26 protein-coding genes, 1 tRNA gene and 2 pseudogenes are annotated in these 23565 nt (G+C 39.7%); 16 read left to right on the top strand and 13 right to left on the bottom strand.

The window, feature by feature from the left end:
* Positions 1 to 8: 8 nt before the first annotated feature.
* The 5 genes and pseudogenes from G6Q00_RS08845 to G6Q00_RS08835 form a co-directional block, all read right to left on the bottom strand.
* Positions 9 to 74, bottom strand: a pseudogene (locus tag G6Q00_RS08845) (IS200/IS605 family transposase); the annotation flags it as partial.
* 55 nt (positions 75 to 129) lie between these two features.
* Complete coding sequence (locus G6Q00_RS07310) at positions 130 to 1038, bottom strand: hypothetical protein (protein WP_163532629.1); 909 nt, start codon at positions 1036 to 1038, stop codon at positions 130 to 132.
* Between the two features lie 100 nt (positions 1039 to 1138).
* Positions 1139 to 2230, bottom strand: coding sequence for an aminotransferase class I/II-fold pyridoxal phosphate-dependent enzyme (locus G6Q00_RS07305; protein WP_163532628.1), 1092 nt, complete (start codon positions 2228 to 2230; stop codon positions 1139 to 1141).
* A 2-nt stretch (positions 2231 to 2232) separates the two neighbouring features.
* Positions 2233 to 2709, bottom strand: a complete 477-nt coding sequence (locus G6Q00_RS08840; protein WP_240331049.1) for a CZB domain-containing protein — start codon at positions 2707 to 2709, stop codon at positions 2233 to 2235.
* Between the two features lie 12 nt (positions 2710 to 2721).
* A pseudogene (locus tag G6Q00_RS08835) lies at positions 2722 to 3033 on the bottom strand (methyl-accepting chemotaxis protein); the annotation flags it as partial.
* Between the two features lie 679 nt (positions 3034 to 3712).
* On the opposite strand from G6Q00_RS08835, the gene G6Q00_RS07295 reads away from it, so the two are divergent.
* Entirely contained in the window at positions 3713 to 4171 is a 459-nt protein-coding gene (locus G6Q00_RS07295) for a Fur family transcriptional regulator (RefSeq protein WP_163498551.1), read from the top strand.
* On the opposite strand, the gene pseI is transcribed toward G6Q00_RS07295, so the two are convergent.
* Genes pseI through flgH form a run of 5 tightly spaced genes read right to left on the bottom strand, consistent with a single transcriptional unit; the run spans position 4153 to position 8060 of the window.
* Positions 4153 to 5169, bottom strand: coding sequence for a pseudaminic acid synthase (gene pseI, locus G6Q00_RS07290; protein ID WP_163532626.1), 1017 nt, complete (start codon positions 5167 to 5169; stop codon positions 4153 to 4155). The genes G6Q00_RS07295 and pseI overlap by 19 nt on opposite strands.
* Positions 5170 to 5190: 21 nt before the next feature.
* Entirely contained in the window at positions 5191 to 5763 is a 573-nt protein-coding gene (gene pseH, locus G6Q00_RS07285) for a UDP-4-amino-4,6-dideoxy-N-acetyl-beta-L-altrosamine N-acetyltransferase (protein ID WP_163532625.1), read from the bottom strand.
* Positions 5757 to 6650 (bottom strand): hypothetical protein, encoded by an 894-nt coding sequence (locus G6Q00_RS07280; protein WP_163532624.1) that lies wholly within the window; start codon positions 6648 to 6650, stop codon positions 5757 to 5759. Before G6Q00_RS07280 ends, pseH begins: the two co-directional genes overlap by 7 nt.
* Complete coding sequence (pseF, locus tag G6Q00_RS07275) at positions 6640 to 7335, bottom strand: pseudaminic acid cytidylyltransferase (RefSeq protein ID WP_163532623.1); 696 nt, start codon at positions 7333 to 7335, stop codon at positions 6640 to 6642. The genes G6Q00_RS07280 and pseF overlap by 11 nt, the downstream gene beginning before the upstream one ends.
* Positions 7335 to 8060 carry a flagellar basal body L-ring protein FlgH gene (flgH, locus tag G6Q00_RS07270; protein ID WP_163532622.1) on the bottom strand — a complete coding sequence of 242 codons (726 nt, stop codon included), beginning with the start codon at positions 8058 to 8060 and terminating at the stop codon, positions 7335 to 7337. Before flgH ends, pseF begins: the two co-directional genes overlap by 1 nt.
* Before the next feature lie 88 nt (positions 8061 to 8148).
* On the opposite strand from flgH, the gene G6Q00_RS07265 reads away from it, so the two are divergent.
* On the top strand, positions 8149 to 8877 hold the full coding sequence (locus G6Q00_RS07265; RefSeq protein ID WP_163532621.1) for an outer membrane protein: 729 nt from the start codon (positions 8149 to 8151) through the stop codon (positions 8875 to 8877).
* Here the strand turns inward: G6Q00_RS07265 and G6Q00_RS07260 are convergent.
* The gene (locus tag G6Q00_RS07260) at positions 8874 to 9425 is read right to left on the bottom strand and encodes a phospholipase D-like domain-containing protein (RefSeq protein ID WP_205426569.1); all 552 of its coding nucleotides are present in this window, start codon (positions 9423 to 9425) and stop codon (positions 8874 to 8876) included. The genes G6Q00_RS07265 and G6Q00_RS07260 overlap by 4 nt on opposite strands.
* Before the next feature lie 82 nt (positions 9426 to 9507).
* Between G6Q00_RS07260 and G6Q00_RS07255 the strand changes: the two genes are divergently transcribed.
* The 7 genes from G6Q00_RS07255 (at position 9508) to G6Q00_RS08645 (ending at position 15527) form a co-directional block, all read left to right on the top strand.
* Positions 9508 to 11433, top strand: a complete 1926-nt coding sequence (locus G6Q00_RS07255) for a hypothetical protein (protein WP_163532620.1) — start codon at positions 9508 to 9510, stop codon at positions 11431 to 11433.
* Positions 11430 to 12038 (top strand): guanylate kinase, encoded by a 609-nt coding sequence (gene gmk / locus G6Q00_RS07250; protein ID WP_163532619.1) that lies wholly within the window; start codon positions 11430 to 11432, stop codon positions 12036 to 12038. The genes G6Q00_RS07255 and gmk overlap by 4 nt, the downstream gene beginning before the upstream one ends.
* 45 nt (positions 12039 to 12083) lie before the next feature.
* The gene (tatA, locus tag G6Q00_RS07245) at positions 12084 to 12341 is read left to right on the top strand and encodes a twin-arginine translocase TatA/TatE family subunit (RefSeq protein WP_163532618.1); all 258 of its coding nucleotides are present in this window, start codon (positions 12084 to 12086) and stop codon (positions 12339 to 12341) included.
* A complete protein-coding gene (gene argS / locus G6Q00_RS07240; protein WP_163532617.1) occupies positions 12342 to 13952 on the top strand; it encodes an arginine--tRNA ligase in 1611 nt (536 codons plus the stop codon).
* Positions 13953 to 14087: 135 nt separating this feature from the next.
* Positions 14088 to 14768: a homeostatic response regulator transcription factor HsrA gene (gene hsrA, locus G6Q00_RS07235; protein ID WP_006564252.1), complete on the top strand. Its 681-nt coding sequence runs from the start codon at positions 14088 to 14090 to the stop codon at positions 14766 to 14768.
* 235 nt (positions 14769 to 15003) lie between these two features.
* Complete coding sequence (locus G6Q00_RS08650; protein WP_240331046.1) at positions 15004 to 15330, top strand: tetratricopeptide repeat protein; 327 nt, start codon at positions 15004 to 15006, stop codon at positions 15328 to 15330.
* A complete protein-coding gene (locus tag G6Q00_RS08645) occupies positions 15306 to 15527 on the top strand; it encodes a tetratricopeptide repeat protein (RefSeq protein ID WP_240331045.1) in 222 nt (73 codons plus the stop codon). The genes G6Q00_RS08650 and G6Q00_RS08645 overlap by 25 nt, the downstream gene beginning before the upstream one ends.
* A gap of 177 nt (positions 15528 to 15704) precedes the next feature.
* Here G6Q00_RS08645 and dapE read toward each other — a convergent pair whose 3' ends face one another.
* Entirely contained in the window at positions 15705 to 16844 is a 1140-nt protein-coding gene (gene dapE, locus G6Q00_RS07225) for a succinyl-diaminopimelate desuccinylase (RefSeq protein WP_163532616.1), read from the bottom strand.
* Positions 16841 to 18715: a tRNA uridine-5-carboxymethylaminomethyl(34) synthesis enzyme MnmG gene (gene mnmG, locus G6Q00_RS07220; RefSeq protein WP_163532615.1), complete on the bottom strand. Its 1875-nt coding sequence runs from the start codon at positions 18713 to 18715 to the stop codon at positions 16841 to 16843. The genes dapE and mnmG overlap by 4 nt, the downstream gene beginning before the upstream one ends.
* 143 nt (positions 18716 to 18858) lie before the next feature.
* Between mnmG and G6Q00_RS07215 the strand changes: the two genes are divergently transcribed.
* From G6Q00_RS07215 to G6Q00_RS07185, 7 genes are all read left to right on the top strand, one after another.
* The gene (locus G6Q00_RS07215) at positions 18859 to 20235 is read left to right on the top strand and encodes a glycosyltransferase (protein ID WP_240331044.1); all 1377 of its coding nucleotides are present in this window, start codon (positions 18859 to 18861) and stop codon (positions 20233 to 20235) included.
* A 94-nt stretch (positions 20236 to 20329) separates the two neighbouring features.
* Positions 20330 to 21112: a phosphatidate cytidylyltransferase gene (locus tag G6Q00_RS07210; protein WP_163532614.1), complete on the top strand. Its 783-nt coding sequence runs from the start codon at positions 20330 to 20332 to the stop codon at positions 21110 to 21112.
* On the top strand, positions 21109 to 22221 hold the full coding sequence (gene dxr, locus G6Q00_RS07205; protein ID WP_163532613.1) for a 1-deoxy-D-xylulose-5-phosphate reductoisomerase: 1113 nt from the start codon (positions 21109 to 21111) through the stop codon (positions 22219 to 22221). The genes G6Q00_RS07210 and dxr overlap by 4 nt, the downstream gene beginning before the upstream one ends.
* A 39-nt stretch (positions 22222 to 22260) precedes the next feature.
* Positions 22261 to 22338 (top strand) — tRNA-Pro (locus G6Q00_RS07200).
* Positions 22339 to 22437: 99 nt separating this feature from the next.
* Positions 22438 to 22587: a hypothetical protein gene (locus G6Q00_RS07195; protein ID WP_163532612.1), complete on the top strand. Its 150-nt coding sequence runs from the start codon at positions 22438 to 22440 to the stop codon at positions 22585 to 22587.
* Positions 22588 to 22855: 268 nt separating this feature from the next.
* Positions 22856 to 23116 (top strand): hypothetical protein, encoded by a 261-nt coding sequence (locus G6Q00_RS07190; protein ID WP_163532611.1) that lies wholly within the window; start codon positions 22856 to 22858, stop codon positions 23114 to 23116.
* A 225-nt stretch (positions 23117 to 23341) separates the two neighbouring features.
* A partial coding sequence (locus tag G6Q00_RS07185) for a hypothetical protein (RefSeq protein ID WP_163532030.1) occupies positions 23342 to 23565 on the top strand: 224 nt, incomplete at its 3' end.

Raw genomic sequence — 23565 nt, 5'->3', positions numbered from 1 at the left:
CTGCATCACCATACGATGTGGTATTTGCAAGAATAGACAATGTTATTATTACTTTTATACTTGATATATTTCATGCAGTGTATTATACAAAATATTTATCAAATAATACATTAAAAGGGTTGTATCTCATCATATGCTCTGACGAGCATGCGCCTTAATCCGCTTAGCTAAAGCTAGGGCTTTACGGCGCGAGTGGGTAAAAGCCTCTTGAATGGCCTTATTAATATCTTTTCCAATGCTATTGGCATAGTCTTGCCAGATGTTGCACACCGCGCTAACCGCCTCGTTTTGTTGGCGTCTAATCTTAGCCGCGACTCTGCTATGCCACCAGCCTTTGCCCACCGGATAGCACTGTAATAGGCCATCTTTGCCTTTTTTTAGATAGATTTGTAACTTCCTATCCTCTCTAATGAGCTTATCACACCACAACATGAAATTATTAAAGCTATGTTGAAAGTCAGGCCGTTTTTCTCTTTCAAGCTCCATGTAGTAGTCATAGTAGGCTTTATAGCCCTTGCGTGGGGCGCTACTGCCTATTGCAAGAATAGCTTCACGGACTAGATCAAGGTTAATCTTTCGTGTGTGGGACATATCACGAGGCTTTTTTTTAAGGCCGTTGTAAGGGTCAGCTTTGTTGGCTTTTTGCCAGCGTCTAAACTTTAATACAAGATTTTCAACCCGTCTTTTATCTGCTAGTTCTTTATAACAACCCCTACTTTCTAGGAGAATGCGCACCACCACTGCAATGGCAAATTCATGTTTTGTACCATTTAGAAAGTCTACCATTTGGCGTTTTTCTTCTTCTGTGTTGTAGCGTCTTCTTATATCAATGTTGCCTACATTTTTTAAGACATATTCTTTAACTTTGCGCTCTTCTGCTAGGTCTTTGTACTCCCCAGCGTGTTTACCCTTAAAATAAATGAATGATAATTTTGTTAGGCGGGGGGTATGTTTAGGTGTTGCATTTGAAAATTGCACCGGCTTAGATCTAATTAGATTTGCTAGCTCCTCTTGTGTCATGTCTTCGGGTTGTTTCAAGTGCTCCCCTTAAATACTTAATCTTGGGGAAGAGCACAGATTAATATTAGCGGTTTATATGAGTTTAGCTATTTTGAGCGTATAAACTAACTTAGTAAGATTAAAGAGAATGCTTTAGCAGATAACATAAGTTTTCTAAAAGTTCTAAAGTTCTTTGGGGTTGGATATTTAAACAGAGGCGCAAGAGGGGGTTTTTTGTAGTGGGGGGGCGAATAGCCGCGCATAAAAACCCATGTTTGATCAGTTTATTCTGCGTTTCTAACAAAGAGGTAGGGTTTGCAAAAGGCAGGGGTAAAATATTGCTCTGTGTATGCCAATTAAAACGATCTAAGCAAGCGCGCATTTGTTCTAACATCTCTTGATAGTGTTTTATATTGCTATAAAGATGTTTTAGATTAACAAGGCTTAAGGCGCTATCAAGCAAAGAGGGGCTAGTGGTGTAAAGAATGCTTTTTGCGCGGTTGCATAAAAAATCAATCACCTCTGCTTGGCCTGTTATAAATCCCCCATAACTGCCATAAGCCTTAGAAAAAGCCCCTAGTAAAATAATCTTTTTGCTGGGTTTATGACTGTAGTGATCTAAAAGCCCTAATAAGTGCGATCCTATGCTACCCAAGCTATGCGCTTCATCTAAGATTAAATACGCCCCATAGTTTTCTGCAATTTCTAATATTTCTAAAGGTGCGATCTCTCCATCCATAGAATACACCCCCTCTATGGCGATGAAAAGCTGGCCTTTATTTTTACAGGCTTTAAGTTTAGCCTCTAAATCTTGTGGGTTATTATGTTCAAAAAAAAGGGTATTGGGTAATTTTTTAGCCAAAAACTGGCCGCTAGCATGGTAGTGTGCGTCCATTAAAAGATGATCGTTTTTACGCACTAAAGCATCAATAAGGGCAAGATTACCTAAAAAGGCGCTTCCTACTAATATACACGCCTCAAACCCTAAAAGATCACAAAGGTAATTTTCTAATTCTTGGTGCAAGGGATAATAGCCATTAACAAGCATGGAGGCTTTGGGGGCATGGGAGGGTAGATTTTGTAAAATATCAAAAGCCTCTTGTAATAAACCTTTATGCGATCCTAAAGCTAAATAATCATTGGAGGCAAAGTCTGCTAAAGTGGGGGAGTAAAGGCGTCTTTCTCTGTGCAAACTAGCCCGTCTTAGGGCTTTTAAAGCGTGATTTAACAACTTTAAGTATTAGGGGAGGCGGTGTTTAGGGTATTGCTGATCTTTTTGCGTAACTCCTCTCCTTTTTCTTGGCTTATTCTATCAATGGCATTATGCACCTCTTTAGAGCTTCTCTCAACTGCACTAATGGCCTTTTCAATCGTCTCAGAACTAACTTTACTGCGATCTTTGAGTTGTTCAACAAGGGCGTTAGCGCTGTCGTGTACTTCTTTGTGGCATCCTTCCATACTGCGATAACTAGGCATATGAGAAAAATGTTTCTTCCCATCGCCCTCATAATACCATTTGCCCAAACGGCAATTATGGCTATCTACTATTTTAAAGTGGTTAGGAATATCAAAAACCACGCCGTATAAATTGCCTTTATAGACCACATGATCGGTTTTAGCCAAACAACAAAAGGCTAAGTTATTAAGATTTTCAATAGAATAGTTAGCCGCATCGGCTGCTACTAAAGAGTTTTGTAAGAGAGTTCGCATATTACTGACATCATCTTTAATAACCTCAGCAATGCTATTAGTCTCATGCGTGTTAGTCTGAATATCGCTAGCTTCTTGTTGCATGGATTTAACCACTACAGCAATTTCTTTTGTGGCCTTTTGGGTTTTTTCAGCAAGTTTTCTCACCTCATCAGCCACCACTGCAAACCCGCGCCCATGTTCGCCCGCTCTAGCCGCTTCAATAGCGGCATTAAGGGCTAATAAGTTGGTTTGTTCGGCAATATCATCAATTAGAGAAATAACTTGGGTGATCTCACTACTGCGCTGATTAAGCGAGTCGGCTAAAGAGGTGGCATTTTGCATTTTTTCATGTAAATTAGAGATATTTTCATTGGCTTTATCAACTTTCTCAATAGCAATTTTAGCGCTTTCTACACCTGTAGCAGTCCGCTGGAAAAGGGTATCTGTATCTTTAAAAATATCTTGCACGGTGGCTTGTAACTCTTCAAGCCCTTCGCGCATGCTGGTGTGGTAGAGATTAAAGGTTTGGTTTTTGCCACATTCAATGAGAAGATCAGAGGTTTGCATTACAGAGTGATAAAGCGTCCCATCAATGTTTTGACTCTTGGTTTTATACAAGCGGTTATTGAGGCTAAAATCCTCATTAGGGCTAGAGAGATCGCTAGCCTTGCTATCAATGCCTTCCATGTTAACAATCTCCCCTGTTTTAAATACGATCTTATGATCTTTAACCCCAATAAAACCCATATGGCTACACAAATCCACAAGCTGTCTATAAAAATCTAGCTTTTTTTGTAAAGACTTGATCTCTGCGTCTTTATCCTCTGATTGCTTTAAACCCTTGTTAAAAAAGCCCATGCCAAACCCCTTGCAACAAGATTAAATGCGCATTATACACTACAAATTCTTAGCATTATCATAGGCACATGGCGGATTTAAGATAAAATGTTATAATCTTTTGTTTAGTTTGTTATCAATAAGGCATGGGGTATTATTCTATAAAAGCAAGGGGATTAATTATATGCAACGGTTAGAAACTTTAGAGTCTATTTTAGAGCGTTTGCGTATTTCTATTAGGAAAAATGGTTTAAAAAACTCCAAGCAAAGAGAGGAAGTGGTGAGTGTGCTTTATAAGAGTGGGACGCATTTAAGCCCAGAGGAGATCACCCAAAGTATCCGCCTCAATGATAAAAATACCAGTATTTCCTCCGTTTATCGTATCCTAAATTTTTTAGAGAAAGAAAACTTTATTTATACCCTAGAAACAAATAAAAATGGGCGGCGCTATGAAATTGCAGCCAAAGAACACCACGATCACATTATCTGTTTGCATTGTGGGGAAATTATTGAATTTGTGGATTTAGAAATTGAAGAGCGCCAAATCCAAGTGGCACAAGAGCATAAGGCTAAACTTGTCAGCCATGACATGAAACTTTTTGTGATATGTGCTAAGTGTTTGGCTCAAGGGGCAGAAGGGTAGTCTTGTATATCCTCCCAGCTAAGCGGGTGGCCATAATCTAGGTTTTTGCTAGCTTTTTTACCTAAAATTTGTAGGAGATATTTAGGCGCTAGGCCTGTATTAGGGCGCAGGGCTTTAATATGTTTTCTAGTGAATATTTCGCCCTTTTTAAGGGGTTTGATCACAAAAAGAGAGCGGGCAAACTGCCGCCCCTCTTGTAAAATATGCGGGTTTAAAATAGGATTTGTACTACCCAAAGCAAGAGCAGTATCCTGCACGGCTTGAATCAACTGGCTAAATTCCTCTGTATCCATACTAAAGGCACGATCGGGGGTATTCAAACTCTTATCTAACATAAAATGTTTTTCAATCAAAGAGGCGCCTAGTGTGGTGGCAATAATAGCGCTGAGATTTCCTAGAGTGTGATCGCTTAAGCCATAATTAACCCCGTATATTTCTTGTAGTTTTGGCATGCAAAGTAAGTTAGCCTCTTTTAATGGAGCCGGATAGGCGCTAGTGCATTTTAAAAGAGTGATAGCGCTATTATTTGCCTTATTACAGGCTTCTAATGCATCTAAAATTTCTTCGTGCGTGGCAATACCGGTAGAGATAATGATAGGCTTTTGAGTACTAGCGGTGTGAAAAATGAGCTCTAAATCGGTGATCTCAAAACTAGCAATTTTATATAAAGGACATTCTAAACTTTCTAACAGCTCTAAACCTTTTAAACTAAAAACAGAACTAAAGAGGCATAAATCTAAACTTTTGGCTAGTGTAAAGAGTGGAGCGTGCCATTCTAAGGGCATGGCTGCTTGTTTGTAGAGTTCATAGAGGTTTTGTTGATTCCAAAGTGTGCCTTGTATACGCGTAGGGGTTTTAAGCGCCATGCAATCTGGGGTATAAGTTTGGAGTTTAACAGCGCCTGCACCAATATTTTTAAGGGTGATTAAAGATTTTTGGGCAATTTCTAAGCAATTAGCATGGTTAGAACTAAGTTCTGCAACGATTAAAGGAATCACCTACAACCTTTATCAAAAAGTTTAGAGGGGTGAGAGTTTAGAAAATAGCCACACATCATGGTAATTTCCTTGACGGAAAATAAAATCTTTTAAAAATCCGCCTTTGCGGTAAACATGGCGGGTATAAAAGGTGATGGCTTGTTCATTGGTTGCTAAAACTTCTAAATGGATAGAATGCAGACGCATTTTAAAAAAGGCAATAAATTCTAAAGCATCTAAAATTTGCCCGCCTACATGTTCTAAATCTGGGTTTTTATAAATCCCTAAGAAAGCATGGCGATGCAGGGGGTGGATTCGGCTTAGCGATCCCACTCCAAGCAATAAATCCCCTTGTTTAAAGAGGTAATAAGCGCTGTTATTGCTCTGTTTGAGTTGTTCTATAAAGTGCAGATGAGAGGCTAGGGTGATTTCTTCTGTATACATCCACGCCGTTGTTTTAGGGTGGTTTCTAAAGGCTAAAATTTGCAAACGCTCGGCCTCGCTTGTGTGGATAAAATGACAGGCAAATAGAGGCGGGTATTTTTTAAAAGGATTGGAGGGGATTTCAAAACTTTTAAGAAGCAATTCTTGAGAAAAAGTAGATGAATCTAACATGTTAAAATCTCTTGCATGGTTTTATGCAGTTTATGCCCTATTTTTAGCTTTTCTTGGGCTTTTTGCATGCGTTCTCTATGATGCAGTGAACTTAAATCTTGTAAAGATTCTAATAACCCTTCTAAGTTACTAGCACAACATGATCCTTGCGCGCTGAGTGCTTGTACTTGGGGTTGTTGATTGGGTGCAATAGGGATTGTAATAATGGGGGTTTTACTTAAAATAGCCTCATAAAGCATGCCCCCTCCAGCTAGTAAAGCTAAATCGCTCTCTTGCATTAAAAGGGCAATGTCTTTTAAGCAAGCATTAGCATGGTAGTGGTATCTAGGGCTTTGTGGGTGGCTTTTTAAAGTTTGGATAATATTAAGAGGGGCGATTATGTGTACTTCTAGGGGTGTTTTTTGGAGTAAATGAAGGGCTTTTTGATAAAAGGGCAAAGCTAAATCACTGCCTCCAAAGCAAAGAAAGAGTTTAGAAAGGGTGGGTTTAAGAAACTTACTCTTTGAGATAAAGAGCGAATCAACGGGTAAAAAATCAATGCCTAGAAAATAACGCGGGTTTTGCTGTGCTGTTTTTGTGTAGCGGGTGTGGGCTTGATAACCCGGATTGATCACAAACACATGGGGGGGGTATGTTTGTGGCATATCTTCAAACACCACAAGTTTAGAAAGAATCGTTTGATAAAAAGATGGGGGCGCTAAATAGCTATCTATAATAACCACATCATTAGTACTAGCCCTGCGCCAATGTATATCAGCTAGAGAGTGTATAGCAAATAGGGTTATTTGTGCCCCCATTGTTTCTAAAAGAGCTTTGAGTTTTTGCATGCGTTTTAAATGCCCTAATCCACTTTGAGGTGAAGCATCACAAAAAATACTAATTTGCATGGGTCTTTAAAAAGGTGTATTTGAGAGTGGCTAATTCTAGATCCTCAGGTGTATTAATATCTTGCACATAAAGATCAGGCAGGATTAGCGGAATAGAGTGGGGGGCTAAAAGGGGTTCAAGCTGGCTAAAATGTAAAGCCTGCCCTAGATAAAATAACCCTACATCATAGTAGAGGGGGGGCAAATCTTGGGAGCGTTTTGGCATGTTTTCTACAAAAAGCGGGGTGGGGTTGTTTTCTTGGATACTAAAAGAGCGATAAGGAGAGGCACTATAAACACTACAAGTAAAGGCGTACTTTTTATGGGGGTTGTTTTTTAATAACTCAAGGGCTTTTGTAATGTAGATAGGTCGCACAAAAACACTAGTACCATAGAGTACACAAAGCATAGTTTTTTCATGGATAGATAGGGTTTTAATAGCATGGGCAATTACTTCTAAAGTGGGTGTGAAATCCCCCGCTAGATTTTTAGGGCGCAAAAAAGGTACAGATGCGCCATGTGCTTTAGCAATTTGTGCAATTTTCTTACTATCAGTAGACACCACAACCTGCGCAAAAAGCTTAGATTCTAACACCGCTTGGATCACATGCAAGATTAAAGGTTTGCCTAAAAAGGGGGTGATATTTTTTAAAGGAATGCGCTTACTCCCCCCTCTAGCTAAAATTAAGGCAATGATCTGTTGCATTAAAAAGGAAAGCTTGAATCTAACACATCGCTAGCTAGCTTTTTTTTATTACTCGCGCTTAAACTCCCAATATGGGTGTAGGCAATTTTAGCATCGGCGATGTATTTAGATTCAATGGTGTTATTGCGGCTAATATCAAAGGGGCGTACCACACCGCTAATTTTAATGATCTGTTTTTCTCCATCTACTAAAATTTCGCGGCTACCATAGATGAAGTAATTACCATTTTCTAAAACTTTGACAATCCTAGCGGTGATAGTAAGTTTCATATCCTCACTTTTCTTTTGCGAACCCCCACCCTTAAAAGTGTTATTGGTGGTAGACTGGGTGAGGCTATAATTGCTTTGATCGTCTAAAAACTGGGCTTGGTTTCTTTTATTAGGGTTAGTGCCATTGTAGGTAAGTCTGGGGGCTGTGGAGTTGCCATTGGAGGTATTGGTGTAATTTTTAGAGGCGCTGTAATTAGCACTAGCATTTTCATTAATCATCACAGTAACTAAATCATTAGGTTTCATAGCCCGTCTATCAGCAAATAAGGGGCGTTCTCCTTGCCCAAATAAACTACCGGGTTTGGCAATTTGGGGGATAAATTCTTTAGAGGGCATGTCCTCTACATAGCCGGGTGGATCAAATTTAATCCCGGGTTCTACACTTAGAGCTATAGAAAGAGAAAGCGCATGAATTAGTAAGCTTTTTGGGGAAATGAATTTGATAAGCACAACCATCCTTTCTAAAAAAAAATTTGGCGCATTTTGTGCCCAATTATACTATAATGGCGCTTTATTTAGACGCTTTTAAGATTTAGGGAGAAATATGCGAAGTAAGGAATTAGGGTGGTTTTTTACGATGATCTTAGGGGCGGGGTCTTTATGCGCACAGCCTAGCGATCAATTTAGAAGACACACTTCTTGGAAAGATGGCTTATTTATCGGTGCAAATTACCAAACAGGTACCGTAACTATTTTAACAACCAATGCCACAGCTACAAGTGTTTTTCAGCCGGGGCGCAATGACATGAATGTTGGGGCTAATGGGCTAGGGTTTAATATCGGGTATACAGGCTATTTTCGCGATGATCAGATGTTTGGAATGCGCTATTATGCCTTTTTAGACTGGAATGGGTATGGAGCGCGCTATAAACCTAGCCCTTATGGAGGGGGGGCTTATTATGGGAGCAATAACATGCTTGCCTATGGAGCGGCGGCAGATTTTTTTTATAACTTCTTTCAAGGGGCATTTTATCGCGATGATATTTCTTTAGATTTGGGTTTTTATGTCGGTGTGGCCATTGCGGGAAATTCTTGGCTAATGGGTGTGAATGGGCAAAATGCGATGGGCCTGCCCGCAGATGCTAAGCCTAGCGTGAGCGCTTTCCAGTTTCTATTTGATGTAGGGATTCGCGCTTTAGTGGTAGGTGCGCATGGAATCGATCTAGGATTTAAAATCCCTACAATTAATCACACTTACTACAGCGATAGCCATTACAGTATCACCTTCCGCCGTACTTTTGCCTTTTACATAGGGTATAGCTATCATTTTTAAGGGTGTTGGCACTCTGCCCACATCTTTTTAAAATAACTCTGGGCTTTTTGGATAATGGCTGGGTTGTTATCTCTCATTAGAAGTTCGTAATTATTCTCAAAAGCGTTTTTACTCCAATTAGCCGAACCTAAAAAGATGGTGTTATTATCAATAAGGGCTAGTTTTTGGTGCATGATACCCTTATACTCATGCCTGCCACGCCCAAACCTACGCGCTTCTCTACCACTAAGCATACAAGTATTAATCCCACGATATTTAGAAAGATAACCCATTGCAGAGTATTCGCTATGGATATTAGAGCTGCGATCAAAGATGATATTGATGTGTACGCCACGGCTAGCCGCATCTTTTAGCGCCTTGCTAATCTCTCTATGGGTGAAGCTATAAATGGCGATATTTATATTACTCTTAGCCGCATTAATCCCACTAATTAGACTTTTAAGCGCCTCATTTTGTTCATAAGGGAGCATGTATAGGGTAGAATCAGCCTGCAAATTAAGGCTAAGAGCTAGTAGACTTGAAAATAAAGAGGCTTTAATAGAGCGCATGCAATGTCCTTATGGTTAAAGTAAAAAAAGGCGAAGTTGTATTATAATCCACAGCTTAGCTAGCCTAGCTTAAGGAGAGTCTTTGAAAATTCTATTAGTCAATCAAAATAAGATGGTGGGTAAGCTTTTTGAAAACATTGCTAAAAAGTTAAACCTAGAGCTAGTGGCCGTAGATCGTGTAGGGGACGCTATTTCATTGCTACAAGAAGATCAAGCGTATTTCTTTTTCGCAGACGATACAGCTATAGGTGGCGAGGAATATGCACAAATCAAACCCTACTTAGAAAAAGTACACTTTAAAGCGCTCTTGCATAGAAAAGGTGTGGAGGAGTGTGAGGGGTTTACACATTGTATCCAAAAGCCTTTTTTACCCACAGATGTACTTTATATCTTGCAAAGAGTTATGGACACCTCTCCTAATGATCAAGCCCCTAAGCAAGCCCCAACTCCCCAAGTAGAACAAACACAACCCACAGATGCAAATTTTTTAGAGGATATTGATTCAAGTTTAGACCAATTAAAAGGGTTGTTAGATGTACCCGGAGAACATGAGGCTTCTTTAAACACTTCTGAGCAAAAGGTGGAGCAAAAGGCAGAGGATAGCGCACATAAAGAGGAACATAAAGAGGAACATAAAGAGGAACATAAAGAGGAACATAAAGAGGAACATAAAGAGGAACATAAAGAGGAACATAAAGAGGAACATAAAGAGGAAGCGGCCCCAGAGGCAATAGCGACCCCAGAGATACCTACAGAACCACAAGAACCTATAAAATCACAAGAACCCTCACAGGCTAAAGCACAAGAACAAGAGCCAAACGCAGAGCAAAAGGCAGAAGAAACAAACCAAACCCCCTTGCCACCGCAAGCCCATCACGATGATACAGAGGGGTTAAATTTAGAGGATTTATTGCCAGTAGAGACACACACCCCAGAAAAGCAAACAGATAACTCTAAAGAATCTGCGCCAGACTCTGCTGTTTTAGATGATATTTCCCTTGAACCCCATACCCATGCAGATAATGTACATATGGACATGCTAGAGGATTTAATGCAAGAAAATTCTCCTGAGGCTCAAGAACTCATGGATAGCATGCATGGAATGGATAGTGCAATGCACATGGCTATGGAGGATATTCAACCCCTCACAGATATAGAACCTTCTTTAGCACAAGAGGCACAAGAGGTACAAGAAACCCCCCCTGTAGAATCTAGTTTAACTCAAGAGGCAGAATCTGAGCAACCCCAAATAGAGGAGCCTAAAAAGGAGGAAGTACAAGAAGAGATAGAGCCAAAAGAAACCGCCCCCTCTTCTCAAGATGAAAAGACTAATCAAGAGCCAGAACAGCATGCAGAAATTGAAAATGCAGAAAAAGAGCCTCAAGAGCAAATCCAAGAATCTCAAGAACTTAAAGAGCAACCAGAAACTCCAGAAACTCACTTAGAAAAAGAGATACAAGCCCAAGAACCCTCAGAGATAGAAAGTTTAACGCCCGCACAAGAAGTAGAGTCTAAAGAGCCTTTAACAACCCCGCCTGAAAAAGAATCCCAAGAGTTTGAAAAAATTGAAGACATTCCTGAGCCGGTTATGGCTAGTGTGATGGATGAATCTGAAATACCCAATGAAGAGCCCAAGCAAGAAGTACAGCCAAAGAACACAACAGCAGAGCAAATAGCAGCAGAGCAAATCAAAGGGGAGGAAAAGGCAAGTGAGGCAGAAGAAACAAGTGAAGTAGAGGAAAAAATAGAAGAGGAGGCAAACGAAACAGGGGGAAAAACAGAGGAGGAGGCAGATAAGGTAGACGAGAAAGCAAAAGCCACACCTCAAGAGCAAGCGCCTCAAGAGGAAATACCCCAAGAACAAGCGCCTCAAGAGGCACAACCAAGTTTGCCCCCTTTAAGCTTAAGTTTTGATTTACAAACCTTGCTTAAAGATTTGCCCATTGATCCTAAGATTTTAGAGAATAAAACCCTCCATGTCCAGGTCCAATTAGCTGATAAAGCATGAGTGCTTATCGCATGCTCATCTTAGCCGGTCCGAGTGGATCGGGTAAGAGTACTCTTGTGAGGCATTTATTAGAACAATGTGAGGATATTTATTTTTCTATCTCAACTACAACGCGTCCCAGACGAGAAGGAGAGATTGAGGGGAAGCATTATTATTTTGTGAGCCAAGAGGCTTTTTTAGAAGGAATTGATAAGCACCAATTTTTAGAATGGGCTAAAGTACACGGCTATTATTATGGCACTTCTCTTATACCCATTGAGCAGGCCTTAAAAGGAAATAAACTTGTGCTACTTGATATTGATGTACAAGGGCATCGCAGCGTTAAAAACATTTATCCCAAAGCAACTTCTATTTTTATCACGACTAAAAATGCACAGGTTTTACGCACCCGTTTAGAGCAACGACAAACAGATAGTAACGAGGTGATTACAAAGCGCCTTATTACAGCCTTTAAAGAACTCCAAGAGGTGGATCAGTTTGATTATGTGCTTATCAATGAGGATTTAGAACTTTCTAAAAAAATGGTGTTAGAAGTAGCCCACACCTTGCGCTACAAACAGCAGATGTTTCCTAAGGAGCAACTTTGCCGTGCTTGGAAAGACTAAGTTAGGCTATGCTAATATGGGGAAAATCCCTATAAAAGGATAAACATGGGTGGTTTTACAAGTGTTTGGCATTGGCTGATTGTTTTAGTGGTGATCTTGCTTTTATTTGGGGCTAAAAGAATCCCTGAGTTGGCTAAGGGGCTTGGTAGCGGGATTAAGAATTTTAAAAAGGCTGTGAAAGATGATGAGGAGGAGAAAAAAGAGGGTAAGGAGGAGGTGCAAACTTTACACACCACTACCCCTAACCCCCAAACCCCAAATAGCCAACAAAGTCAAACTAAAGACCCTAGCAAAGTTAGCTAAATGCATTACACGATCAAAACCCTACTAGAGCGGGTTTTACAAACAGAGGTGATCTTAGAGCACCCTAAAGATAGGAATTTGGGGCATTATGCTAGTGTGGTTGCTTTTCCTTTAGCAAAGGTGTATAAAAAGCCACCTAAGGCTATTGCGCTAGAACTAGTAGATCGTCTTTTAAAAGATGAAGAGTGTCAGGCTGTTTTTGCAAAAATAGAGGCACTCAATGGCTATATTAATTTTACCCTCAAGGAAAGTTTTTTAGATCGCTTTTGTAACCAAGCTTTAAAACTGGGGGTAGATTTTGGCAAAGAAGCGGATAAAAAAGAGAGTCTTTATTTAGAATTTGTTAGCGCTAATCCTACAGGACCTTTGCACATCGGGCATGCTAGAGGGGCGATTTTTGGGGATAGCTTTGGCAATTTAGCCCGCTTTTTAGGCTATAAGGTACACACTGAATATTATGTCAACGATCTAGGCGCACAGATTAAATTACTCGGTCTTTCGCTTTGGCTAGCTATTTGTGAGATGCAACATATCCAAGTAGAATACCCAGCGCAGTATTATAGAGGCGCATATATCAATGAACTAGCCCAAAAAGCGCTAGAGCATTTCCCGGATTTAAACAACAACGATCCTAATCTTTACACCACATTAGGAGACTTTGCTAAAGAAGTGGTATTAGCTCAGATTCAACAGAGTTTGGCAGATTTGGGGATTGTTATAGAAAATTATGCAAGCGAAAGGGCAATGTTTGCATCTCAAGAGGAGGTTTTTAAGCGTTTAGAGCAGGCTGGAGGTGTGTATGAGTTTGAGGATAAAATGTGGCTTAAATCTAGCATGTTTGGAGATGAAAAAGATCGCGTAATTTGTAAAAGTGATGGGGATTTTACCTATATCGCTGGGGACATCACCTACCATGATTATAAATTCAAACAGGGTTTTGATCATTATATTAATATCTTTGGGGCTGATCACCACGGCTATGTAGCCCGTATCAAGGCAGCTTTGCAGTTTCTAGGCTATGAGGCACAAAAGTTAGAGGTGCTATTAGTGCAAATGGTGGCTTTATTGCAAAATGGCAAGCCTTATAAAATGAGCAAACGGGCGGGTAATTCAGTGCTACTTAGCGATGTGCTAGAGGACATGGGCAAAGATGCTTTGCGTTTTGTGTTTTTGAGTAAAAGGCTAGATACGCATTTAGAATTTGACATCGCCAGTTTGCAAAAACAAGACAGTTCTAACCCTATTTTTTATATCCACTACGCCAACGCCCGTATCCACACTATGTTAGAAAAATTCTTACAAAAACCACATGCTAGCTTGCAGGCTATTTTTTCAAGCTCCCTAGAAAATCTCCCTAAGTCAGGGGGCGCTCTTCTTTTTAATGCCCTTAACTTGCCTAAAATTTTACAAACCGCCTTTCAAGATAGAGAGTTGCAAAAGATATGCGATTATCTTAAAAGTTTAGCCGCTGATTTTCATAGCTTTTATAACGCCCATAGAATTTTAGACACCCCGCAAGAATTGCCCTATTTAAAACTTTGCCAAATGGTGAGCTTGAGTTTAACGATCGGTCTAAAACTACTCGGGATTAAAGCTAAAACAAAGATGTAGTAACGGACGGGGATAAGGAGGGGGAGTTACCCCGCCCGTGCCGACTAAGTGCCGGCTAGTTAAAATATCTAAAATATCTGTAATTTTCTCTTAAACTTTTGTTATAATAATTTAAGTTTAAGTTAAAGGATTTGAATGCGTATCTTGTTGGTGGAAAACAACGCTGATTTAAGCAAAGAAATTAGCGCTTATCTTAGCGAAAAGAGTTTTCAGGTAGATGTGGCAGAGAATTTAGAGGATGGCGAGTATTACATCAGCATCCGCAATTACGATCTGGTACTAATTAGTTTAGAACTTAGCGATGGCAATGGCTTAAGTTTAGTGCCTTATGCGAAGGCCAAACACGCCTCTATTGTTAGCATCATGCTAGCTAATAATGCCTCTAGTGAGCAGGAAATTAAAGCCTTTAAAGAGGGAGTAGATGATTTTATCGCTAAACCTTTTGATTTGGGGGTGCTGGTGGCTAGGATTGAGGCGAGACTACGCTTTTGGGGTTCTAGCATTATTGAAATTGAAGATTTAGTGATCAATCCAGATGAGGAAAAGATCGTCTATAAGGGTAAGGAAATTGAAGTTAAAGGTAAACCCTTTGAAGTACTCACCCATTTAGCGCGCCATCGCGATCAAATCGTGTCTAAAGAGCAACTTTTAGATGCCATTTGGGAAGAACCAGAGTTAGTAACGCCTAATGTAATTGAGGTGGCCATTAATCAGATTCGCCAAAAAATGGACAAACCACTAGGTATTTCCACCGTAGAAACCGTGCGCCGTAGAGGTTATCGTTTCTGTTACCCAAAAAGTGTAGAAAACTCTTAATATTACGCTACTCTAAAAGCTCTTAGCATGGTTATGTTTTTTATAACTAAAGCTAGGGCATTGGTACAAAAATCAAACCTAAAAAGGCTATTGAGGTTTTTTAAAAAGGCGTAGAGTTTGGAAATGAGGGGGGATGCAACCTTTAGAGTCTTTGCGTTCAAGATACTAGCTGTGGCGAGCAAAAGAAGTAGAATTTAAAAAATCATTTTATTTTATTTCAAAGGTAAAATAGAAAATGCTAAAAAGTGTTTTGCGTGTAGCGTTAGTAGGCGCGCTTTGTTTAGGTAGTGTGCAGGCTGAGGGAGAAGGTGATCAGTATTGTTCAATTGCTAAGAAAACCTATCAAAATAAAGATTACCAAAAAGCCTTAGAATATTACAAAAAAGCGGCAAGTATGGGGTATGCTGGGGCTTATAACAACTTAGGGATCATGTATGAGAATGGGGAGGGTGTAGTGGAAGATTACCAAAAAGCTTTAGAGTATTATAAAAAAGCAGCAAGCATGGGAAGTGCGGAGGCTTATAACAACTTGGGGGCATGTATGGGAATGGGCAGGGTGTAAAACAAGATTACCAAAAAGCCATAGAGTACTACCAAAAAGCAGCAAGTATGGGAAGTGCTCATGCTTATTACAACTTGGGGGCTATGTATTTTAATGGGGAGGGTGTATGGAAAAATTTGCAGAGGGCAGAAGGGTATCTCAAAAAAGCCTGTGAGCTAGGATTAAAAAAAGCGTGTGATACGAGTAGATATTTTTAGTTAAAACGATTAAAGTTTTTTAGGGCAATTAAAGCTTTGATTTAAAAGCCCTTGTGAAGCACTCAAATACTAAAAACACTTGGCTTACGCTGGGATTGCCCGTAGGAAATGTTGGCTATCCCTAAATTTGATCTCCGACATAAAAGGACGCACAAGATTACCCCACCTAAAAGCGTGTTATCTTTCTAACGATCTTTTAAAAATCAAATCAAGCAATCTAAAAAAGACGCTTTGGAGTTGTTCTAATTCCTTAGTCTCCACCCTTTCATCAATGGAGTGGATACGGTCATTGCGCGCGCCAAATTCTATAACCTCCACCCCCACAGCCCTAAAAAAGCGTGCATCGCTAGTACCCCCCTTAGTGTTAAGCGCAGGGGTGATCTCTAAAACTTCTATGATAGCTTGTTTAAGACAGGAGAGAATGAGATTATCTTTAGAGGAGACAAAGGGCAAAGAGTTTTGCCGTAAATAAATATCACAAGGGACTTTAGAAAGCACCCTTTCTAAGAAATTTTCCACATCTTCGCGGGTTGTAGCAGGCGAATGGCGGACATTAAAGGCAATGTTTAGAGTTCTAGGCGTCATGTTTTCAGCGGGTACATGGCTTTGAATGGAGGTAAGCACCAAGCGAGAGGGCTCAAAAAAGGCATCGCCTTTATCTAAAAGCGCCCCAGCTAGTAAATTTAATTTATCAGAAATCAGATCAATAGGATTTAAACATTTTTTAGGATAGGCTACATGCCCGGGTACGCCTTGGACGGTGATATTACCACTTATAGAACCCCTCCTGCCAATTTTAATGCTATCGCCTAGAGTTTGCATACTTGTAGGTTCGGCCACTAAAGCAAAATGGGGCAATAAATGCTTTTCTTTCAAAACCTTTAGCATGTGTTTTGTACCAAATTCGGCTCTACCTTCCTCATCGCTGGTTAAAAGAATAGAGAGAATCAAAGGGATTTTTTGCTCTTTAAATTGCTTACAAAATTCTATCAAAGCACAGAAAAAAGCCGCAATACCCCCCTTCATATCCTGCGCCCCGCGCCCATATAAAAAGTTATCTATAAGCACCCCAGCAAAAGGATCTACACTCCAACCCTCCCCAGCAGGCACGACATCTACATGCCCGGCAAAGCAAAAATGCAAAGGGTTTTCCCCACCAAAATCTTTATAGAAAAAAACATTTTTAACCGGTTCTTTATGGGCGTACAAGACTTTAAAATCTGGCAAAAGAGAGGCTAGGTAGGCAAAAATCCCCTCTTCTTTGGGTGTGATTGTCTGATAAGTTAAAAGTTTTTGGGTAAGAGTGAGGGCATTCATGGGAGCTCTTTAAAAGTGGTTTTAGTGTGTAGGTGGAGATAGAGTTGCAACACTTCTAAGTTAGAGGGGGTGATTCCGCTAATCTGTGCAGCTTCAAAGAGACTTTTAGGGCGAAACTTCTCTAACTTCTCTATTGCCTCTAAGCCAAGACCGGGAATTTTATAAAAGACAAAATCTGCAGGGATTTTACTTTGTAACATCTGCTGCATTCTTGCAATAGAGGCGCTTTGTTTTTCAATATAGCTATGGTATTTACAAGCAATTTTAACTTGCTCTAAAACCTCTATTTCTAAATCTTGTAAAAAGTCAAAAAGAGAGCTTAAAATCTCTACACTACAGCTATCTCTTCCGGCTAAAAACACCCCATTACATTTATCATTAATCCTCTCTTGTCCTAAATCTTGGAGTTTTTGCATGGTCTCTTTAGAGGGTGTAAAATGCGTGTTTTTAAGATTTTCTAAGGCTCTTGTGATCTGTTTTTGTTGCTTTTGTAATTTGGCATGCTCTTTCTCACTCATTAAACCTAAAGCATAAGCATACTTACCCAAACGCCACCTAGCGTTATCCTCTCGTAGTAGTAGGCGGTATTCAGCCCGAGAGGTAAACATGCGATAGGGCTCTTGTGTACCCTTGCTGACTAAATCATCAACCATCACACCCATATAGGCCTCATCGCGCCGCAAAATTAAAGGGGGTTTATTTTGTAAAGCCAAGCAGGCATTAATCCCGGCAAGTAAACCTTGTGCAGCCGCTTCCTCATAGCCAGTTGTACCATTAATTTGGCCTGCTAAATAGAGATTTTTAATTTTCTTACTCTCTAGGGAATATTGGAGTTCTGTAGGTTGGATAAAGTCATATTCAATGGCATAACCATAGCGCGTAATGTGGGCATGCTCTAAACCTTTAATAGAGTGGATAACCTGTTCTTGTAAATCAAAGGGCAAAGAAGTACTCAAACCGTTGACATAATATTCGCTACCACTTCTTGTTTGGGGTTCTAAAAAGAGTTGGTGGCGCTCTTTATCTTTAAAGCGATAGATTTTATCCTCAATGCTAGGGCAATAACGCGGCCCCACTCCCTCTATTTGGCCACTAAACATAGGCGCTAAATGGAAATTTTGCTCAATAAGGGCATGGGTTTTAGAATTAGTGTAGGTGATAAAGCAGGGTAACTGTGTGGGGTTAAAATCTGTAGTTTTATGACTAAACTTAGGCGGGGGGAAATCTCCAAAGTGGGCTTCTAGCTCTGTAAAATCAATGCTATTTCCAGCTAAACGTGGGCAGGTACCGGTTTTAAGCCGCCCTATTTCTAAACCTAGAGTTTTTAAATGCTGGGCTAATTCAATAGAAGCACTCTCACCAAAACGCCCGTTTTGACTTGTGTGTTTGCCAATGTGTACGAGACCTTGTAAAAAAGTCCCTGTAGTGAGAATAACCTTTGAAGCTTTATATTCTTTACCTAGAGTACTTTTAACCCCCACCACAGCCCCCTTTTCTAAAAGTAAACCCGCCACCATTTCTTGAGACACGCTTAAATTAGGGGTGTTTAGCACCAAATTACGGGCGTTTTGGCGGTAAATATCCATATCAATTTGAGCGCGCGTACCCCGCACGGCTGGACCTTTAGAGGCATTAAGAATGCGAAATTGCAAACCAGATAAATCGGTTAAAACCCCCATGACTCCGCCTAAAGCATCAATTTCTTTCACCAAATGCCCCTTACCAAGTCCCCCAATGGCCGGGTTACAACTAGCTAGCCCGATATTTTCTATTAAAAGCGTGAGTAGGTGCACCTTTGCACCCATTTTAGCCGCCACAATAGAGGCCTCAATACCTGCATGCCCCCCTCCTACAACAACAATATCTAACATGGCAATCCTTTTTGCTGATTTTATAATTAGAGATTTTAATAATCATTTAATGAGAAAATTAAAATGGATTATGTTAGTCTAAGGCTTTTATTTATTTTGGTTAGGATTTAAAAATGTATGCAAAATTTAAAGCGATAGCTCGAGTGGTAGTTCGTGCTGCCTATAAGTTCTGTGGCAGGATTTATCATAAAATTTTTCGTATTGTTCTGGATAAGTATTTTTTGCATGCTTTAGACAGGTATTTAGACAGGTATTTAGACAGGTATTTAGACAGGTATTTAGACAGGTATTTAGACAGGTATTTAGACAGGTATTATAAGCTTGGTTATCGCGAAGAAATGTATGCAAGAGAAGAGGCCTTTTATCAAAATTTTCCCTTTGTTAATTGTTCTAGTGGTAACAAGGCAGATTTATTAGTAACACCTCCTGATTGGAATACTATTGATTTTGAAAATTACACCCAAGAACTTTTAGAAAAAAGGGGGTTTAACCAAGCTTTTAGAGATAAGTTTAAAGATAGAAAACCCATTGTACTTTTTGCAGGCAATGATGAATCACAGGATAAAAGCGGGTTTATTCAGGATTTATCAAAGGTGTGTGAAAAGGTGTATTTGTTTTATCAAGATGATGGGAGTTATGGAACAGCCCATTATGGATTTAGCACAGATCGCCTCCTTAATTGCAAAGAAGCTAACTCTTTTATTAATACCACTAAAATTTGTGAGATCATAGACAATGCACCGGCAAATGCCAAACCTGATATTTTAATAATCCAAGGGTGGGGGTGGAATTATAGCCCTAGAGATTTACTATCTATCAAACACCGCTACAAAGACCTTAAAATCCTTAATCTACAAATGGACGATGCAACTTGTTATTATTTAGATAATCCTTTGGGCACACATGCTATTTTACCCTTTATCGATCTAGCCCTTAGTACAGCACCTACAAAAGTAGAACGGATACTTAAAGAGGGCACGCCCGCCTTTTATTTTCCCCTAGCCTCTAGTTTAGATTTCTACCACCCTTTAGAAAATGTAGAGCGTATTTATGATATTGGATTTGTGGGGCTTAATTATGGTGGGCGAGCTGAGATTATCCAAGCCCTAGAAAAAGAGAATTTTAAAGTAAAAGCTTATGGGCATGGTTTTGGAGGCAGATTACCCTTAGAGCAAACTAATCTCTTTTTTAACCAATGTGAATTGGTATTAGGCTGTGGGGGGACTGGAACAGGAGGGGGTGAATTTGGCAAGCTTAACATGAAACTACGCGATTTTGATGTACCCATGAGTGGGGCGGCTTATATCACCACTTATCATAAAGATTTAGCCGATCTTTTTAGTAGAGAAAGCATGATTTTTTATGACAGCACAAAAGATTTAATCATAAAGGCGCATTATTATTTAAAGCATAAAGAGATACTACAAAAGATTAGAGAAAAGGCATTTTTAGAAGCTTCTACCAAACACACCTATGAACAGCGCTTTAAAGAGGTGTTTAGAAAATTGGGCATGATTTAGTAGCGCTATAGACGAACCTAACAAGTTTTTAGACTATTTAGTTGGTATTATTTTTGATTGATTCTATTAAATTTATGTTTTAGTTAGGTTAGTTATGGGTTTTAAAGCAAAATTTTTAGAGGAAAAAGCGCGTTATATCACAGGCATTCTTTTAATTATATTAGCTGTTGTGGTACTTTGGATTAACCATCTAATTCTCTCTTGGGGGGTTTTAGGTGTGGTTTATATACTAGGTTTTCATGAAGCCTTAGAACTTTATCAAAAAATTTATCGTCTAAAATTTGGATTTTGGTACTTTTTAGGGGCTGTTTGTGTGTGGGTTTTGGGTTATTTTGCACCCATAGAAAGCGCGCTTTTCATGGGAGTTTGTATAGCCGGGTTTTTAGCCTACAGAGCTTTAGATATGCGCCTTGTTTTGCCCTTTATCTATCCTAGTTTACCTTTTTTGTGTCTTCTTGCTCTCTTTAAAGATTTTGGGGTACAGGTTGTGGCGTGGTTAGTGGTGGTGGTGGTTTTAGCCGATGTGGGGGCGTATTTTGGGGGTCGGTGGCTGGGTAGTATTTTACTTAGCCCAATCTCACCTAAAAAGACTTTAGAGGGGGCTTTAATTGGTTTTATGTTAGCTAGTTTAATAGGAGGGCTAGTAGGCGTAGCCCGTTTAGGATTTATAAGAGCGCTTTTAGTTAGCATGGTTGTTGCTTTGAGTGCTATTTTAGGGGATTTATTTGAGAGTTATTTAAAAAGAGCCGCTGGTGTAAAAGATAGTGGCTTTGTTTTGCCCGGACATGGAGGCATACTAGATCGATTAGATGCGATGCTCTTTGCAGGTGTAAGCATGTATTTTTGCTTAAATTTTAAATTAGAACTATTTTTATGAATTCCTTACTTCTTTTAGGTAGCACCGGATCTATTGGTAGACAGAGCTTAGAGGTGGCTAGAGCTTTTAATCTACCTATTGAGGGTCTGAGTGCGGGTAAAAACATAGAACTTTTAAATGCCCAAATTAAAACCTACCACCCCCAAAAGGTTGCGCTTTTAGATCCACAGGATTTATCTCTTTTAAAAGTCCCTGCAGGTGTAGAGGTATTTGTAGGAATAGAGGGGTTAAATGAACTAGTAGGTAGCGCTTCTAGCTCTATTGTACTAAATGCACTAGTGGGTTTTGCCGGGCTAGAACCTAGCCTTATTGCTCTTAAACAAGGTAAAACCCTAGCCCTAGCTAATAAAGAATCTCTAGTTGTAGCCGGGTGGCTTTTGAATACAACTAAGATTTTACCTATTGATAGCGAACACTTTGCCCTATGGGATTTATTGCAAAACACCCCTAAAGAACGCGTAGAAAGTTTATATATCACCGCTAGCGGTGGGGCTTTGCGCGATGTGCCCATTGATCAAATTTCTAGCCAAAGTTTAGAAAAGGTCTTAAAACACCCTAACTGGCAAATGGGACCCCATATCACGATTAACTCGGCTAATATGGTTAATAAACTTTTTGAAGTGCTTGAAGCGTACTATTTATTTGGGATAGAAAAGATTGAAGCCTGTATTGAGCGCAGTTCTTGTGTGCATGCCTTGTTGCGTTTTAAAGATCAAAGCTGGCATGCCCAACTAGCTAGCCCGGATATGCAACTGCCCATTGCCTATGCCCTTTGCCCTAATCTAGCTTATAAAACCCCACATAAACCCCTTGAAATTTTACAAATCCCCCCGCTGACATTTGAACCAATCCAAACAGCTAGATACCCTCTATGGGGTTTAAAAGATTTGCTACTTGAAAACCCTAAACTAGGGGTAGTGCTTAATACAAGCAATGAAATCGCGCTAAAAGCCTTTATGGATAAACAAATTCGTTTTGGAAAAATAGCCACTTGGATTAATCAAAGCCTTTATCATTTTAAAGATGTTTGCTCTTATCTACACACTTTAGAAGATGTTAAAAATCTAGATCAAGAAGTGCGATCATGGATGCAGAAAGAATTTTTATAAGTTAAAGTTAATCTTTTTTAGATAGAGTGAAGGTTTGGGCGGAGTATGGCGCAGCCTGATTAGCGCGCACCCTTGGGGTGGGTGAGGTCGTGGGTTTGAATCCCGCTACTCCGACCATTTTTATTTAATTAATCATTATCAACCTAAGTTTTTTTTAATTTTATTTTTTATACCATGATCGCCTGCAAATGAGAAAAATTCAAAAAAAGGGCGATCGTGGCAAGAGAACAAAATAGCGGGTATGTTATAAAAGATATAGATACAGAACTTGAGCAAGTGATAGACTTGTTAATAGAATTTGATCGGCTAATAAGGCGTGTATCTCTTAACCAAACAAACATACAATTATCCACAAAGGCAAGCTAAAAAAGATTTTAAATAGGGGCTAAGAGGGCTTAAAGGTTGGGGTTATTCGTGGTTGACCTAGGTTTATTTAGATTCTATTTACTCTGTTTTTTATATCATCGTGGTTTTTAGATGAGAGAAATTTAAACGAAAGGGTAGTCGTGGAAAGAGAACAAGAGAACAAGAGAACAAGAGAACAAGAGAACAAGAGAACAAGAGAACAAGAGAACAAGAACGGCATGTTATAAAAGACATTGATGCAGAAGTAGAGCAAGTAATAAACTCGTTAATGGATTTTGATCGGTTAATAGAGCAAGAGCTAGGCGGGTGTCCTAATCTCCAACAGACAAACAACGGCATAAGCAGACCAGCTAAAAAAGGTTTGCGCTTTAGCAGGTTAAATCAAGTTAAAAAATTCCAAAAAAGGGTGATCGTAGCAAGAGAACAAGAGAATAGCAAATGTGTTATAAAAAACATAGATGCAGAACTCGGGCAAGTGATAGACTTGTTGGTAGGGTTTGATCGGCTAATGGGGGCGCGTATCTCCTAAACAGACAAACACACAACTATAAACCTTTATTTTTAACAAAGTAAATAACATTTTATTGCAAATTGTGCCGTGTATGTCAAAAAGTTAGGTGCTTCAATTAGCGGCATTGTAGACCTTGCCAATTGCACTAGCGATCGTGCCTTGTTGGCGCGGTGGGTGCTAAGCGCATTTTAAGGCGATTGTCTGTATCCTCCCCCAAGATGAAGTATTTAATAAGGGGAGCACTTGAAACAACCCGAAGACATGACACAAGAGGAGCTAGCAAATCTAATTAGATCTAAGCCAGTTGATCTCTCAAATTTAGAATCTGATCACATTCCCCGTTTAACAAAAAATTCGTTTATCCATCATAAAGGCAAACACGCTGGGGAGTGGAGAGACCAAGCAGAGGAGCGCAAGGTTAGACAATATGTATTAAAGCATATGGGCAACTTTGACATCACTAAAAG

It is taken from the genome of Helicobacter suis, from assembly GCF_902196125.1.
Lineage (GTDB): Bacteria > Campylobacterota > Campylobacteria > Campylobacterales > Helicobacteraceae > Helicobacter > Helicobacter suis_B.
Note: the sequence above shows the minus strand (reverse complement) of the source record. Positions and strands in the feature narration are given on the sequence as shown.